Below are 15,734 nucleotides of genomic sequence, written 5' to 3'. Positions count from 1 at the left end.
CGAATAGTCGTAGCGGCCCCGCCTGCCACGAGCTTAATGATACCCTTATTGGGATGAGGATGACTCCGCAAGTTTGACCGGCGGTTCTTGAGTGTCGTCAAGGAAGGCGTTTAACGCCAGCAGAAGCCTGTTATCTACCAACGATGACATAGAGGCACCAACCATCCTTGGCCTAAATACCATCAGGGCCTGCCAGAGAGCCGTGTGTATCGCCGTTGCCGCGCCAAGGTCAACGGAAAGACCAGGCAGGCTTTCCAGATACCCCACGAGTGTTTCGACTTCTTCCGCACCGCATGTTCCTGACAAGATAATGGTGTCGGTCTTGAGGCTAACCGTCATTGTACCAACTCCTCCATGTTCAACACCAGCAGGACCTTTCCGTCCCCCAGCAAAGTCGTTCCCGCAATCCCTGGCACGCCGTGCAGCAAACCAGCCAACGGGCGCGTCAATGTCTCTGCACGCTCGGCGATCGCATCGACCGACACACCAATTTCCTCCTCCCCCGCGCGCACGACCAACACCTTGAGGTCGCTGGAATGGGAGTTCGGCGATTGCATCTGCAGCAGCTCACCGAGGCGGAGCAATGGGATCGTCCGGTTGCGTAATACGAAGGCCTTGCCTGCCCGGATGGACTGGACGGCACTCGCCGCGAGCTTGTGGGTCTCGATGACGTCCGAAATCGGAATGCCATAACGCTCATCGCCAACCTGAACGACTATCAACTGCGTCATCGAAAAGCTGATCGGCAATTTCAGAACGAAGGACGTGCCACAACCGATCGTGCTTTGCAGTTCGAGCGTCCCGCCAAGCCTTTTGACGGAGCTCCGGACGGCATCCAGGCCCACACCGCGGCCGGACAAGTCGGAGACCGAGGAGGCAGTGGAAAAGCCGGGCGCAAAGACAAATTGCAGGATGTCCCGGTCGGAGAGAGCTGATGCCTGGCCTTGCGATATCAGGCCGCGATCGATCGCCGCCGCCCGCACCCGCTGCGGATCCATGCCGCTGCCGTCGTCGGCTACCTCGATCTCGATCTGGTCGCCGCGCTGCCGGGCGCACAGCAGGAGGCGGCCCCTGGGGGGTTTGGACTGCCGCAGCCGGTCGGCTTCGGGCTCGATGCCGTGGTCGAGACCGTTTCGAATGAGGTGCAGCAAAGGCTCGAACAGTTCCTCCACGATTTCCCGATCCGCTTCGACGGTCTCGCCCTCGATGATGAGGTCGAGCGCCTTGCCGAGCCTTGCCGATGTTTCTCGCACCAGTCGCGGAAAGCGACGAAAGGTGTGTTCGAGCGGGATCATCCGCGCCTGGGTGACGGCGCTATAGAGCGAAGCGACCAGGCGCTCGATTTCATGATGGTTTGCGAGGATTCGTCTTGCCAAGGGATCATTGCCGTGGCCGCGTGCTTCCTCCGCCAGCGTAACGAGGCCGTTCTTGGCGGTGATCAGCTCGCCGGCGATCTCGATCAGTTTATCGATACGCGCGGAATCGACCCGCATGGTCGTCGATTGACGATCCGTCGAACGGTCCGGTGATGCTTCCGGGCCGGCGGATGCCTGCTTGGCGGTTGCTCCGGGCAGCGTGAAGATCTTGACCTGATCCGGGATCAGTCGGAACACGGCTTCCGCCTCGGCAAGCGAACCGCCCGAAATGGCCTCGATCAGCAGATTACAGCGGAAAGGATCGTAATCCTGCGGCAATGGTGGGTCTTCTTTAAGCGAAAACGCCAGATACCGCAGGTCTGAAAGCCGAGATATCGTCGCCAGCGGATCGTCGCCGTTGAAGAAACATTCGGGATGCGGTTCATAGCGGACGGCGATCAAGCTTCCTCCCGCATCCACAAGATCAGCCTGTTCATGCAGAGCCGACGCCCACTCCGGGAGTGGTGTGGGCGCATCGGCACCCGCGTTGGCGTCGGGCTCGGTCATTTCTCCGGTTAGAAGCCTGAGAAGCCTCGGCGCCTGCTTCTCCTGCGCTTCGGATAGACGACCTGTTTGCGAGATGCCGTCGATACTGCTATCAACCCACTCGATCACCGCCAGAAGTGGATCGATGAGCGTCGCGTCCACGACTATCTTGCCGACGCGTGCCTGCGACAGAAGATCTTCCGCCTGATGCAATAATCCGAGCATTGGGCCGAAATCGAAAAGACCAACCGATCCCTTCAGCGTGTGGAACGCCCGGAAGGCGCTTTCCAGGCTTTCGCGTTTGCGCGGATTGGCCTCGAGCGACAGGAGATCATCCGAAGCCTGCTGGACAAGTTCGCGCGCCTCGATGGCGAATTGGGGAATCAATTCATCCATTCATTTAACTCCCGCCTCTCGATAGACGATGGCGTCGGGAAAGCGGACCGGTTCGAAAGTTTCCGAAATGCGCGACATGGATTCCGTATGGCCAAGGCAGATATAGCCGCCGGGATAGAGCAGTTCGTGGATATTGCGCGCCGCGACTTCTCGCGCCGCCTCATCGAAATAGATCAGCAGGTTGCGGCAGAATATCACATCGAAACGCCCGAGTGCCGCCAGACTGGACCGATCGACGATATTGCCCCTGGCGAAGGTCACGGATTCCCTGAGATCGCCGATCAGCCGGCGTTGCCGCTCCCTCTCGGGCTCGAAATAGCGGTCGAGGATATCCTTCGGGATCTTCGACAGCGACCGCTGCCCATAGTACCCGTCCACCGCCTGCCGCAGAATGGCGGTGTCGATATCCGAGCCGGTGATTTCGATATTGTAGGCATCGACCAGTGGCCAGTTTTCAAGCAGCCAGATGGCAATCGAATAGGGCTCCTCGCCGCTAGAACAGGGCATGGACCAGATACGGATACGATCGCCCGGCCCCTTCGCTTTGATCACGTCCGGCAGGATCGAATTGCTGAGGCAGGCAAGCTGGTGGTGCTCGCGATAAAAATAGGTTTCGTTGACGGTGAAGCTGTTGATCAACAGCTCGGTTTCCCGCAGGTCGCCACGCAGTATGGAAATGTAGTTCTTAACCGACCGTGCCTTCCGTTGGCTAATCAGGTCGGCGACGCGTCGTTCGATATAATAGCGTTTCGTTTCTCCGAAAACCATGCCGCTGCGTTGATAGATGATGGCGCAGATTTCCTCCAGATCGGCCACCGAAAGCGGAGCAGTACCGTAATTTTCCGAATCTGCCGGAGGGATCACCATCAGTAAACCCGATCCAGGAGGCAGGCTCCGATTTCGTCCACGCGCCTGATTTCACTGGCACCGTTAAGGCGCACCAGCTCTCCCGGCATGCCCCAGACAACGGCGGTTTCCTCCGATTCGGCAATCGTGTAGCCGCCTGCGGCCTGCAGGTCTGCCATGGCCGCGGCACCGTCGTTCCCCATACCCGTCATCAGTATGCCAACCAGATCTGGTGTCGGCACATGTTTCATCGCCGAGCGCACCATCCGGTCGACGCTCGGATGCCACCGATAGGCCGGGTCGATCGGGGCAGCCATCGCCACCAGAGACCCGCCGCGCAAAGAGATGACGATATCTGCGTCACCCCTGGCGATGTAGATATTGCAAGGCTCGAGCTTGGTCTGCAGCTTTACCTCGGTGACGGTCAAAGCACATATCGTGTTCAGTCGTCGGGCGAGTGGTCCTGTAAATGATGCGGGCATGTGCTGCGCCACGACCACCGGCCAACCAAAATCGGCCGGCAGGTTGGCGAGAACCGCGTCCAGTGCAGGGGGGCCGCCCGTCGACGTTCCGATCAGCACGAGACCCGGCCTGCCCGCATCCCGGGTCCTTGGGGAAGAGTTTTCGCGATGGCGCGCTGGAAGCGCCTGCCGTGGCGCCGCTCTCTGCGTCAGGCGAACGCGCTCGGCAAGCCTGCGGCTGCGCCGGATCCGCACCGTCGCAGCAGTGCGGACTTTCTCGATGAGGCGCGGGGTCAGTTCGTCGATCGAAAGCGAAATCGCGCCGCTTGGCTTGGCGATGAAATCCACGGCGCCGATCTCCAGCGCCGCCAAGGTCTCCTCCGCGCCCTCCTCCGTGAGCGACGACACCATCACCACCGGGCAAGGATGTTCAAGCATGATGCGATCGAGACAGGTGAGCCCATCCATCAACGGCATATGGATATCGAGGGTCACCACGTCGGGCCGGAAGTTCGACACAACCTTCAGCGCCTCAGCACCGTCACGGGCGTATTCGATCTCGAAATCACCTTCCGCGCTGAAAATCCGGCCCAGAAGCTTCCGCATCAGCGCGGAATCCTCGACGATGAGGAGACGGATCACGGAACGGCCACCGCCGTCTTGTTGTCGGTGATCGCCGCCACGATGTCCCGTTCCGCGCGGCTCAATAGCTCCTGGGGATCGATCAGCAGGATCATTCGGCCGTCGGATTTGATATGGGCGATGCGATCGAAGACGTCCGTCTGTTCGGACGAAAACTCAGGCGCTGCGGACAGCGCTGTCGAGGAGAAGGCTTTCACTTCGGACACACTATCCACCACGAAGCCGGCCTGCAGGGTCCCGAGCGTCACGATGATGGCGCGCGCCTTGGCTGTCTGCGCCAGTTCGACGGCTTCGAAACGGGTCCTCTGATCGATCAGCGGAATGGCCTTGCCGCGCAGGTTGATGACGCCCATCATAAAAGTCGGCGCACCAGGCATGCGGGTCACTTCGTTCGGAACGCGCACGACTTCGTCTACCGAGCCGATCGGCAGGCCGTAATTTTCGTCGCCGAGTTGGAAGATCAGGAACTGCTCGAACGTGTCGTCTTTCTCGCGTGTCGTTCCCATCGGTTTCGCTCCTTCATTCTGGCCGATCGCCTGGATGACGGTATGATGACTGAACAGCTTTTCCGGCGACAGGATGGATATCAGCAGTCCGCCTTCCGCTATCCGACCGATCGCCTCGATCTGCGCATAGCCGCGCTCGCGCTGGAGCACCGCCGGCACCGTGTCGATGGCAGCTTCGTCCAGGCGGCGGATGACATCCATGTCATCGACGACCAGGCCCACCAGATCGCCCTCGTACTCCACGACAATGATAGGCGAGCCTTCACCCGCCGAATGGGGGCCATCAAGACCGAGAAGCGATGCCAGCGAAACCAATGGCAGGACGCTGTCTCGCATCGGAATGAGACCGATGAACGCCGCCGCGGCATTCGGAATGACCGCGATATCGTCGGTCAGCGTCGCCACCTCGCGGATATCCTCGAGCGGTAGACCATAGAGCTGCCCTGCCACGCGAAACGACAGCAAGGCGATGAGCTGAACGCTCGCCTCCAGCTCTGCGCCACGGTCGCCATTGACGGCTCGTTCGACCGGCGCACGCCTCGCCACCTTAAAAGCTGCGTCCAGCAGACCGTTCAGCCCCTGAAGCGGTGCTGTCGTGGCATCAGCCGAAAGCCGCAACACATCATCGACGAGCAGGCCGACGGCGCCGCCGTGATCGTAAACGATGATCTTGCCGTCCCTTGTCGAACCGTGGCTTCCATTCAGGACCTTGCCCATCGACAGGACCGGGACCGGCTTGCCGCGAAGATTGGCGATACCAGCGAGCGCCATTGGTCCATGCGGGACCCGCGTGATGTGCGGCACCCTTACCACTTCCAGCACCAGGTCCGCTTCGATCTCATGGTTTCGCTCTCCGACCCGGAATACCAGACGTCGCCGCTCGACATCCGCGGTAGAGGATGATCCTGCCATACCTTCAGTTTCCGGACATCTGGAGTTCGTCTGCCAGCGACGCGATTTCTTCGACAGCCGCCGCCAGGTCCTCCGCCCCACGGGACTGCTGCCTTGCTGCTGTTGCCGCCTGTTCGGAGGCCGCATTCGCCTCCTGCGCGACCGAGGCAATCTGCTGCGTTCCGGCTTGAACCTGTTTTGCCGCCACGAGGATTGCCTGAGTCGCTTGCAAGATCGACGCGTTGCCGCGCACCATGAGGTCCACATCGGCTTCCGCAGCGACTAGCCGGTCGACGATCTGCCTGTTCTTGGCGATCTCGACCTCGGAGGCCACGACGATCATTTCGAGCTCCCGCTGGACGGCGGCGATCTGCATCTGGATCTGCCGCACGATATCCTTGACGCCGTCGATATTCTCGGCGGCGTCCTGCGCGAGCTTGCGGATATCCGTCGAGACGATCGCAAACCCGCGGCCTGCCTCCCCGGCTCTCGCCGCCTCCACCGAACCGCTCACCGCCAGCATGCTGGTCTGCACCGCAACGAGAACGATCCGGTCCACCGTGCGCTCGATCTGGAACCCGATCTCACCAAGCGAATTCAGGTCCGTCAAAGCGCTTCTTGTTTCGCCAAGTGCGTCGGAAACGCCCGACGCGATGACATTCAGGCCAGCCTTGTTTCTTCCCAGGAACGTCTTGATTTCGTCGGCGCGCTGGCTTGCCTGCTCGGCGCTCTCCTGAGTCTGGGAGGCACTCTTCTCGATCTGTGTCATGGCCGCATTGGCCTGCTGCGTCGCGGCCGCCTGCGCTTCAGCCCCCCGGCTGATCTGCTCGATCGCGATTAGGATCTCGCCGGCAGCGCCGGAAAGTTCCTGGACTGTTGCGGACAGTTGTTCTGCAGCCGAACTGAGCTCCTCCGTCTGCGAGGACCGGCCGTTTTCGTTCATCAAGTCGTCGGCAAGCGTTGCCAGCGACTGGGCCGTCTGCTGGCTCTCCTCGAGTGCTGCGCTCTGTTGTTGGACCGCGCGTTGCGCCTCGGCCGCGGCAGCGGACTGTTGTTCGGCCGCAGCCGCCACGGCTTCGGCGCCCTTTTGAGCTTCACGTGTCGCGACCTCGGCTTCGACCGCAGCGATCAGGATCACCTGGCTGTTCTGCGATAGAGCGGTCAGGCCCGAGCGAATAACATGCAGTGCTTCGGAAACCGTCCGGGCTGAAACCGTCTGCTCCTGGGCCTTCGCGGCCGCCGACTTGATGCGATCGGCAATCCGGCGAACGCCAGCGACGATCGTCTCTGCATGCTGGCTGACATCGCGCGAGCTTCGCTCGGCAATTTCCGCCAGGGATCGGACCTCATCGGCAACGACCGCAAAACCGCGGCCTTCGTCGCCGGCCCGCGCAGCCTCGATCGCGGCATTGAGCGCCAAGAGATTGGTTCGGTCCGAAATATCCGCGACCGCGACAGTCGTGGCCCCGATGCTTTCCGCTTGGGATTGCAGCCGGTCGATAACGGTGACGGAAGCGATTTGCCGGGAGGCGTTGGCGTCGATTGCCGAGATCGACGCATCGATCTGCGCGGCGGATTCGAAGACGGAGGTCTGCAGTTCTTCAGTACGTCTGCGGAAGGCTTCCGCTTCCGTTCTGGCCTCAGAGAACCTGGCTGAAAGGTGGGTGGTAGCGGACAGCGATTCGTGCGCAGCGCCTGCGGCTTCTTCGGCGCCGCTGGCGATCTGCTCCAGCGCGCGACGCAGTTCCTCGGCCGCTGCGGCGGCTTCCGCAACACCGGTCGCCAGTTCTTCTGTCGCAGCTCCGATACGCTCGGCTGCCTTCTGCTGCCGGACGCGGGAGCGATCCTGCGAACGCCGCGAGATCGCGAGCTTGTCTGTCATGCTCGCGGCCGGTGCGGCCGGAGCGCCCCTGCTTGCAGCCGCCTTTGTACCCAGTTGGGATGTCTTCACCAATGCCATGGATTATCCGTTATCTGTGAGCCCGGCCGCGAATATGCAAAGCGACAGGCTCCGGTGCTTGCAAGGTTGCTAATCTCTTTGATTTCATGTCGTAAAGCAAACTTTACCGTGTTTGCGAGCTGTCAGTTCCCGGATCTGGTCTACCACGCGGTCGACTTCATAAGGTTTTGAGAAAAAGGGAGTTTTTCCCGGCAGGTCGTTCTTCGGAATCTTCAGATAGCCGGAAGTCAAAAGGATCGCCACGTCCGGGCGAGCCTGCCGCACGAGACCAGCCAGTTTCAGGCCGTCGATAGAACCCGGCATGTCAATATCCGTGAAGAGAGCTTGGATCTCCGGATGCGCCGCCAGAAGTTTTAGAGCTTCATCGGCATTGGCCGCTTCGAATACCTGAAAACCTGCATGCTCCATGTCCTCGACAAGGCTCATGCGGATCAACCCGTCGTCCTCGACGAGCAGAACAAAAACGGCGTCATTTGCCATAGGAAGGAACCAGAATAGGAATGAAATAAGCCAACCTGACATAATGCGCCTGGGCGCCGTTGGTTCCCCGAAATTTCTGCCAAATAAACGAATTTCGCCGGCACAATGGCACGGATGTCGCGTTCAGCTATCAGCGCTCCGCAGACAGGGCTGCATCGGTCGTTCAAACTATTAAAAAAGGCTGGCGCGGGCTTGCCATTCAAGCCGACAGTGCCGAGCTGGACGCTATCCGTCGCACCGTCGGCCAGAGGGTCGACACAGTTGGAGGGCTTGATATTCTGGTCAGTCGCGTAGGCATCGGAACCGCCGTAATGACCGCGGATCTGGCATGTGCCGAGCTGCGAGCCATGGAGGGGAACCAACTCCTGCGGGTGTGGCGGCGCTGGCATGCCCTGCCAAGGTGTTCACCAGACGCAGACTGTAATGCTGATCCAGATCAGCCGCCAAAGGTGAACACGGTGCTGAAGTCATTACTTCGCATCGCCGGCAAAAAGGTAAACTGACGTGCATCGCGGCCGCCGGCATTAACTGCCCGCATAGATATTTTTTTAGCGGCACGCAATTTTGCATCATGCAAACGATGCGCTTCGGAAGAACGCAACCAGAACCAATGTTCAACAACCGGAGATCCAAGGGATGCTGCGCCAGAAGGCGACATCGGGGTGTGGACATTCACGGATTGATCACCAAGACACCAGGGTCAGCGTCGGAACTCACCGCCACTTGATAGAACTGGCTTACCGCAGTGGCCCCTCTGGCCATACCCCCCTGCGGGAGAGGCCTGGCACGGCACTTCTGCCGCTGCTGGCCTCGCTGAGACCATGAGCTGCATTGCGGGCCTCAAATGGCACGAATCCCTGAATGGCAAACCACAGCTTTTCCCGGCACTCCATTGGTCCGCGACTTCAAATCAACCGGTCGGCTTTTAAGGCGAAGGACAACCTATTCTGCAAACGGAAGTTCAATTTCTTCGCGATTTTTTTTGCGCCCTCGATCAAGACGGTCTTAACCCGCTCGGCATCTTGTGCCGGCAGCATCCCAGCCCCGGTCCGAATGCCTTCCTGCCACGCAGGCCCTCGTTCCCATGCTTCGTTGTAGACGAGCGCCAATTCGGCGGACCGCCTCGTCTGCAGAAGTGCCTCAAAGAGTAAAGCGGCTTGGCGGACGTCCTAGCTTATGAAGTCCATAGACCTCATGTATCAGACGATGCTCGCCGAGCTAGGTCAGCGCTCGCTCGACGCTGCTTGGACGTCGACACCGGCGACAGGTTGGTCAGATGGCTTAAGTTCCTGAATGGACATCCTTCGTGGCACAGCGTCTATTTATGGAACTTTTCTGAGCTAGCTCAAACGCTTGGCGCGGAACGTTCGACTGACTTCCTCATCTCGACTAGACAACGCATTCACCGGGGCTGCCACCTATGGAGAATGTCCCTTACTGCTCGGGCTCACGCAATTCACATTCCCGAAAGCGTTGCGGTTTTCGTCAGGAATCTCAAGCTATTCGCCCAAAACGGACAACTCCGGCCGAACTTCAAACAGAGATTTCAGGCATGCCTGCCACATGACGGAGGTTCAAGCCATTCTTAAGCCTGGTGTTGCTTGCCGCGCGCGCCTGCAGCGAGCCATTTGGATTTCATCAAGTCTTCCCCTGGTCGTCGATTTGACGCTAGGCGACCGTGTCGCCGCCTCGCGCCTGTGAGGTCACATCCGCACTACAGCTTGTTGATGCGGTCGATCATGCCCTGCGGCCAGGACGAGGACAGTGGCGAGCGGGCATACTGCTTCTGGGCATAGTCGCGGAAGGCGGCGACATCCGGCTCGTAGACGTCCAGACCCTTGTCCTTGAAGAATTGGATCAGCTCGCTTTCCTGCTTAAGGTATTCGGCCGTGCTCCAGGCGAAGGCCTTCTTGGCGATGTCTCGCATGCGCTTCTGCTCGGCTTCCGAGAGCTTGTCGAAAACGGAAGAGCCGATCAGGAGCAGGCCGAATCCGACATTGTGGCCCGTCAGCACAATCTGGTTCGTCACCTCGTAGAACTTCATCAGCTTGTCGTTGGGCAGCGGATTGTCCTGCGCGTCGATCGCACCGGTCTGCAGACCGGTGTAGACCTCAGCGTAGTCCATGGCGACGGGATTGGCGCCAATCGCCTTGCCGAGGAACTGCCAGCTTTCGCCGCCCGGCATGCGAAGCTTGACGCTGGCCAAGTCTTCCGGCTTGGACACCTTTTTGTTTCCCTTGAGGTTGAGGTGGCGTGCTCCGTAATAAGCGGGCGCCAGAATCTCCACCTTCAGTTTCTCGCGAGCCGTTTTTCTGAACTCTTCGCCGACGTCGCTCTCGAAGATCTTGTTGAGATGATCGGCGTCGCGAACCACATAGGCCGCGCCGAGGATATCGAATTCGGGCGCCTGCTTGGCAAAATCCGAAGGCGGCAACATTGCCATCTCCAGGTTTCCGCGCTGAACGGCGACCAGTTCCGTGCCCTGCTTGAACAGCGTCGACCCGAAATAACCCTGAAATTCGTAGTCGGCTCCCATCTCCTTCGCGAAGATGTTGGTCAGCGCGAGCGAACGCGGCGCATCGGCAGTGGTCACGTCCGCAAATCGCAGCTTGGTGGCCGCAAGTGCCGCACCGGGCAGTCCGGTCGAAGCCGCAACCGCGGCCGCGCCCGCCAGAAAGTGTCGTCTCGATAAGGCTTGCATGTCTTCCTCCCCTTTCAGCGCTCCCGGCGCTCCTCAGATTGCAAATCGGTGTTCCGCGAATCCCTGCGCCACCCCCTCGAGCGCGAAGACGGCGCCCGCCATGGGCTCGGCTGCCCGCTGTTCCTCCGTCAGAAATTTCGATGCGGTGGTGATGAACAGCGTTCGGTAGTCTCGCCCCCCGAAACAGACGCAGGTCGGATTGCTGACCGGCATGGATAAAACCGTGTCGAGGCGTCCATCCGGGGCGTAACGTACCACCCGTCCTCCGCCGAAGAAGACGGTCCACAAACCGCCGTCTACATCGAAACAGGCTCCGTCCGGCCGATCGCCCGTCGCCGAATAGTCCGCAAACATCCGCCGTTCCGCGACCGAGCCGGTAAGCGGATCCACGTCGAGGACCCAGCTCTGGTAGCGGCGTGTATCGGTAAAATGCATGCGGCGCCGGTCCGGCGAGAAGGCGATGCCGTTGCTCACGATCACCTGGTCAAAGATCCTCTCGACTGTGCCATCAGGATCGACGCGGTAGAGCGCCCCATTCGGGCGGTGGAGCTGGTTGTCCATAGTCCCGATCCACAGCCGGCCCCAGGCGTCCACTCGTCCGTCGTTAAGGCGATTGTCGATCCCGCTTTCGATCTCCGTAAAGAACCGAAGCTCGCCGTCGTCGGAGCGGGTGAAAAGCGACAGGTCACGAGCCAGAAGGTGGCCCCCCGAAGAGGTAAACGCCTGGCCGCCAAGATAGGTGACGTCTGGATCAGGGAAAACGTCATGGCGGCCGGACGAAAGGTCGAAGCTTTGCAGCTTCGGCCTTTCGATGTCCACCCACCATAATTTGCGGGTCCTGTCACACCAAAGCGGCGTTTCGCCCAATTGGTCCGCCGTACGCACCACGCAATCCAGTTTCTCGGCAGAGATCATCCTCTCAACCATCAAAACCTCTCATATCGACTGGGCCTTCGCCTGAACTCATTGAATTAACAGCAGCCTCGCCATGTCCTAGACCAGCGCGATCGCACGCGTCGGGCCGCCGGTCGCACCCTTGACCTTCGGCGTCCCCAGAAGCAGGTGCGTGCCCTTTTCGGGAATGGCATCGAGGTTGGCGAGGCACTCCACGCCCCACCGACCGCTGCCGAGCCATTCGTAATGCACCGGGAACGCGCCGCCGGAATTCAGACCCGTGTCGAGCGACAGAGTATCGACGCCGATGCCCTTGACCTCCCGTTCCGAAATCAGGAAATGCGCCGTCTCCGCATGGAATCCCGGTGTGTGGTTGCGCTTCTGCTCGTCGATGCCGGTGAACTTCTTGTCGCCCACCAGCTTGTGCCAGCCGGAGTTCATGGCGACGCAGCATCCGCTCGGGAGGCGACCGTTCTTGGTTTCCCATTTCTTTATGTCGTCCGGCGTCAGGGACGTGTCCGGATCGTCGGCGGCACGGGCTCGTATGTCGATCACGACGAGCGGTACGATCATATCGGAAATCGGGATCATGTCCGCCGTCATTCCGTCGGCAGAAAAGTGGATCGGAGCGTCGATATGGGTGGCGCTGTGCTCCACGATCGTCCAGCGATGCAGGTTCACCTTATCCTTCTCGAACGTCGCCAGGTGCTCGACCGTGAACCACTTGTCGCCGCTAAAGGTGGGGAACCCTTCGTAGAGAACATGGGAGAGATCGATGGTGTCGCTGAACGCAAATCGCGGCGTGGTTTTTGCCGAGGTGACGGATGGGAGCGCGGCCGCTCCGATGCCGAGCGCGAAACCGGTCTTCAAAAGTCCCCGCCGCGTCGCGGTCTGGCAAATGGAATGAAGGCATCCTGGTGGGCACATGGAAATACTCTCCAACGTTCGATGAGATGTCTGCTTCTGCTGTGGCGAGTGAGAAGATGGTGCGGCGGTCCATCGAGATTGACACCTAAGATGTCACTCACGTGGTCAGGCGCCGGGAACTATGCCGGCCACGCGTTGACGCCCGACTTGAGGCTCTGGACTGCCACATGACCGGGGTCCGTCGTCACCGGCGCCAGCGCAGACACGACCCACGCTGGCGCTGACGACGCAACCGCTATTTCCGGCCAGCCCCGCGCCTGCAGGTGACATCGGAGCGAAATCAGGCCGGAGTTCCGTGGTCCTGTCGTAATCATGCCGTCATCCTCGTTCCGGTGGCTTGGGTGAGCTGGCGCAGTGTGGAAAGCTCACCTACCGTGATCCTCCTCACGTCCCGCATGCCCCATGTCCAACATGGACGCCGATCTTGTGGTCGGCGATCAGGGAGATGGCGTGATGCTCCTCGAAGCTCTGTGAACATACGGCCCGCCGTTCGAAGCTTTTGGCTCCGGCGAAAACGAACTGAATGTCGAGAAGCTTGGCGCCTCTCCTCCCGAAGAAAATAAATAACGTACTATTTAGTTAATTCAAGTAAAAGCAAGCGGGCGCTCCGATTTTTCTGGCCCGTGCCGGTCCCCTCCCCTGTCGGAAAACAAATGGCATCGGCGCGGACGCCATGAAAATAACGCGGGGCGGGGTCCGAAATCACCTGAGGCGCAGCGCGAGGTCCGCTCCGAGATACCGCTGGAAAATTGTACCGAAGGTATTGCTATTGGAAACGCGGAAAAAGCAGAACGCACTGATCAGCATATGGATGTCGATGGCGTCAGCCTTGCGTTTGGATGTACCCTGCTTGATGCCGGGATCCGAGCGATCCGTTCGATCAGCGAAATGTTCAGGTCGCAATGAAGTTTTGAAGTGCGGTGGCCCGAAGCCGGATCTGATCGCTAAACACGGCCTGTTGCTCCGGAGACGGCGTTTTAAGTGGTTGGATCCATTCCGGTGCATGTATGGTGGCCTGCTCGAGCTCATATCGTTGCTTGCGTCGACGATTGATTGCGAGGTTTCGGACGATCGTGCGAAGATAAGCGATAGGGGTCTCTATCCCTTTCAAAGTATCCGGCACGAGCTTGGCAAAAGCCTTTTGAACAATCTCCTATGCCTCCACACGGGATCCGACAAAAGGGGTAGCGTAGGAAACCAGGGCCGCTCGGTACTGCAAATACAGGCCGTCCGTGCCATCGCTATCAACACTCATAATCCGACCACCAGTCTCCGCCACGCCGCCTGTGCTCTACGCCAGAAAGTACAGCCGCATAGAAAAAGATGAGTGATTGACTCATATATCTTTCAAATCGGTATAGGCAAGCCATACAGTCGAGTCTTGAAGCATGCTCGCCTTGAGATCCCATCAGGGGTGAGGAATTCAGCGAGGTACGCATCGCGTCTATAGCTTAAAAGCGGCTGCTGGAGAAATATCCGCCCTTACCTCATCGGCCTAATTATCTGACGCAAGCCGCCGCCAGTCCTAAATGGCCGCATTGACTGGATGACGATCAGACCGGCGTGCGATCGGAGACGATTTGACGGCAGAGCCTAGCCCGCTTTGGGCTTCGGTGTTGCACCTGGGGTCGTTGCTTTTGGCGTGGGCTTGGTTGCTGCAGGTTTCACAGGCGCAGGCGTGGTGTTGCAACCCTTGCTCATCATCGCCGACTGAATTGCCTGAACCTTCCCTTTCGCGACGGAAACTTGACCCTCTTTGTCGCCGCCGAAAGTCGATGACATCGGCACGCCGATCAGGAACACGCCAAAGGCATCACCCGTCGCGGCATCATGCTGTTGCTTGGAGACTGCGGCAAGAGCCGTCTGCTCCTTGATCATCTCCTGGCCCAGTTGCTCGCACGAAAGGTTGGTGTAAGCGGCCATCGGAATGTCAGTCGGTACGATTGCGTCCGGTCGTTTCGCGCAAGACGAAATCGCAAGCGCAAGCGCCGGCAGCAGAAAATAAACCCTCATCAATACCCCCATGTTACCCGCAGGGAGGATAAGCATGATTCAGCCACAAGTGGAAGTGTCTGCGATACAACTTCAACCCATCGGGCCAGTGTTCAAGTCAAGGCTGCTGAGGACGCCCCCGAGATCGGCCAAGCCGATCCTTTCCCCTTGCCACCCACCAAAGCCTGATCTCCTTCAACAGTGCAGGCACAACCGGGATCGCGACTGCTAGCAACATCATCCAATCCGACTTCTCCATCAATTCAGTCTCCGCGAACATCACACGCCGTTGAGGATGAAGCAGGATTGATTGAGGGGGACCTTAAGGTGCAATTAGGCGCCTGATGAGTCTCCTAACTCCTTGGAATTTCTTCCCCGTAAAATTTTGGGGCTGCCAGAACGAGCTAAGAACTTCCCCGTCTCAGGAGTACGTCGCTTGCGAGCGGATCCTTTCGCCAGAAGTCGAAGATGCTGATTGTCTCCCTTGTGAACCTTAAACTGGCTAATTCACCCGCAGCGCGTCCCGCTGAGCCGGAGGCTCTCAAGTCCCGGCCTCGATGGTCGCGGTCACAAACGCCTCTATCTCATCTGAAGTCATCACAGCAGTTGAGCAAATTGTGGCTCCGGCGCAACCCTCCGATCTGAGAGGCACTCGCGCAGCTAATTTGCTACTCAGGATCTGCTTCTGCAACTTGACTCTCGTGGAGAGGGTGGGAATGCTGGCTTCATGAGTCCTAACCGCTTCAACGAATGCCTGCGCCATATCCGCTGGACGCCAATCAACCTGGCGTCGGCTTTGCAATGTGACCTTTCATGGATCGAAGCGCTGGAAACGGGCAATGAGGAGGTACCCGCTGGCCTTGCGGCTTGGCTGGAAACGCTCGCCCAGGCACATGAAGCTCTTCCACCACCGATCACCTACCGGCGCCAGAGGGCAAGACTTTGACCACAATGGTCCGATCACGCTTCGATATCCGCAAGGACAGCGACTCGACGTGGGAGATATTCGACACCACGACCGGCAGGACGGTTTTCATTGGAGGGAAGCCATATTTCGACCTTCCTCAAGATAGCGCCGACACCTTCGCCGGTTTCATGAACTCGGTCGGTATCATGCCTGACAGGGATACACTGCAT

The 15,734-nt window shown here is 59.4% G+C and carries 14 protein-coding genes and 2 pseudogenes; 2 read left to right on the top strand and 14 right to left on the bottom strand.

The features are described from left to right. Positions 1-45: 45 nt before the first annotated feature. From GQ59_RS28820 to GQ59_RS28790, 7 genes are all read right to left on the bottom strand, one after another. Positions 46-339, bottom strand: a complete 294-nt coding sequence (locus GQ59_RS28820; RefSeq protein ID WP_037088048.1) for a hypothetical protein — start codon at positions 337-339, stop codon at positions 46-48. Next, the gene (locus tag GQ59_RS28815; RefSeq protein WP_037088045.1) at positions 336-2,297 is read right to left on the bottom strand and encodes a chemotaxis protein CheA; all 1,962 of its coding nucleotides are present in this window, start codon (positions 2,295-2,297) and stop codon (positions 336-338) included. The genes GQ59_RS28820 and GQ59_RS28815 overlap by 4 nt, the downstream gene beginning before the upstream one ends. Beyond that, complete coding sequence (locus GQ59_RS28810; protein ID WP_037088043.1) at positions 2,298-3,164, bottom strand: CheR family methyltransferase; 867 nt, start codon at positions 3,162-3,164, stop codon at positions 2,298-2,300. Beyond that, complete coding sequence (cheB, locus tag GQ59_RS28805) at positions 3,164-4,246, bottom strand: chemotaxis-specific protein-glutamate methyltransferase CheB (RefSeq protein ID WP_037088040.1); 1,083 nt, start codon at positions 4,244-4,246, stop codon at positions 3,164-3,166. Before cheB ends, GQ59_RS28810 begins: the two co-directional genes overlap by 1 nt. Further along, positions 4,243-5,664 (bottom strand): chemotaxis protein CheW, encoded by a 1,422-nt coding sequence (locus GQ59_RS28800; RefSeq protein WP_037088038.1) that lies wholly within the window; start codon positions 5,662-5,664, stop codon positions 4,243-4,245. Before GQ59_RS28800 ends, cheB begins: the two co-directional genes overlap by 4 nt. A gap of 4 nt (positions 5,665-5,668) precedes the next feature. Continuing rightward, positions 5,669-7,525 carry a methyl-accepting chemotaxis protein gene (locus GQ59_RS28795; protein ID WP_244448084.1) on the bottom strand — a complete coding sequence of 619 codons (1,857 nt, stop codon included), beginning with the start codon at positions 7,523-7,525 and terminating at the stop codon, positions 5,669-5,671. 162 nt (positions 7,526-7,687) lie between these two features. After that, a complete protein-coding gene (locus GQ59_RS28790) occupies positions 7,688-8,083 on the bottom strand; it encodes a response regulator (protein WP_037088031.1) in 396 nt (131 codons plus the stop codon). Positions 8,084-8,142: 59 nt separating this feature from the next. Here GQ59_RS28790 and GQ59_RS28785 point away from each other — a divergent pair, with 59 nt between their 5' ends. Continuing rightward, positions 8,143-8,586 carry an SDR family NAD(P)-dependent oxidoreductase gene (locus GQ59_RS28785; protein WP_037088028.1) on the top strand — a complete coding sequence of 148 codons (444 nt, stop codon included), beginning with the start codon at positions 8,143-8,145 and terminating at the stop codon, positions 8,584-8,586. On the opposite strand, the gene GQ59_RS32580 is transcribed toward GQ59_RS28785, so the two are convergent. The 7 genes and pseudogenes from GQ59_RS32580 to GQ59_RS28755 all read right to left on the bottom strand — a co-directional run bounded on the left by GQ59_RS32580 (position 8,520) and on the right by GQ59_RS28755 (position 14,618). After that, a complete protein-coding gene (locus tag GQ59_RS32580; protein ID WP_162183330.1) occupies positions 8,520-8,759 on the bottom strand; it encodes a hypothetical protein in 240 nt (79 codons plus the stop codon). The two genes, GQ59_RS28785 and GQ59_RS32580, sit on opposite strands and share 67 nt — an antisense overlap. A gap of 266 nt (positions 8,760-9,025) precedes the next feature. After that, positions 9,026-9,252, bottom strand: a pseudogene (locus GQ59_RS31510) (nucleotidyltransferase family protein); the annotation flags it as partial. Between the two features lie 545 nt (positions 9,253-9,797). After that, on the bottom strand, positions 9,798-10,784 hold the full coding sequence (locus GQ59_RS28780) for a sialic acid TRAP transporter substrate-binding protein SiaP (protein WP_037088026.1): 987 nt from the start codon (positions 10,782-10,784) through the stop codon (positions 9,798-9,800). 33 nt (positions 10,785-10,817) lie between these two features. Then, complete coding sequence (locus GQ59_RS28775; RefSeq protein ID WP_051904257.1) at positions 10,818-11,711, bottom strand: SMP-30/gluconolactonase/LRE family protein; 894 nt, start codon at positions 11,709-11,711, stop codon at positions 10,818-10,820. Between the two features lie 66 nt (positions 11,712-11,777). Further along, positions 11,778-12,548, bottom strand: coding sequence for a cyclase family protein (locus tag GQ59_RS28770; RefSeq protein WP_051904256.1), 771 nt, complete (start codon positions 12,546-12,548; stop codon positions 11,778-11,780). 789 nt (positions 12,549-13,337) lie between these two features. Then, positions 13,338-13,451: pseudogene (locus tag GQ59_RS32575) on the bottom strand (TetR/AcrR family transcriptional regulator); the annotation flags it as partial. A 747-nt stretch (positions 13,452-14,198) separates the two neighbouring features. After that, entirely contained in the window at positions 14,199-14,618 is a 420-nt protein-coding gene (locus tag GQ59_RS28755) for a hypothetical protein (RefSeq protein WP_037088104.1), read from the bottom strand. A gap of 706 nt (positions 14,619-15,324) precedes the next feature. Between GQ59_RS28755 and GQ59_RS31505 the strand changes: the two genes are divergently transcribed. Continuing rightward, positions 15,325-15,543, top strand: coding sequence for a hypothetical protein (locus tag GQ59_RS31505; RefSeq protein WP_084683332.1), 219 nt, complete (start codon positions 15,325-15,327; stop codon positions 15,541-15,543). Positions 15,544-15,734 lie beyond the last annotated feature (191 nt).

The sequence above is a fragment of the Neorhizobium vignae genome (assembly GCF_000732195.1).
Taxonomy (GTDB): domain Bacteria; phylum Pseudomonadota; class Alphaproteobacteria; order Rhizobiales; family Rhizobiaceae; genus Neorhizobium; species Neorhizobium vignae.
The sequence above is the reverse complement of the archived record's forward strand: the minus strand, read 5'-3'. Positions and strand labels throughout refer to the sequence as shown.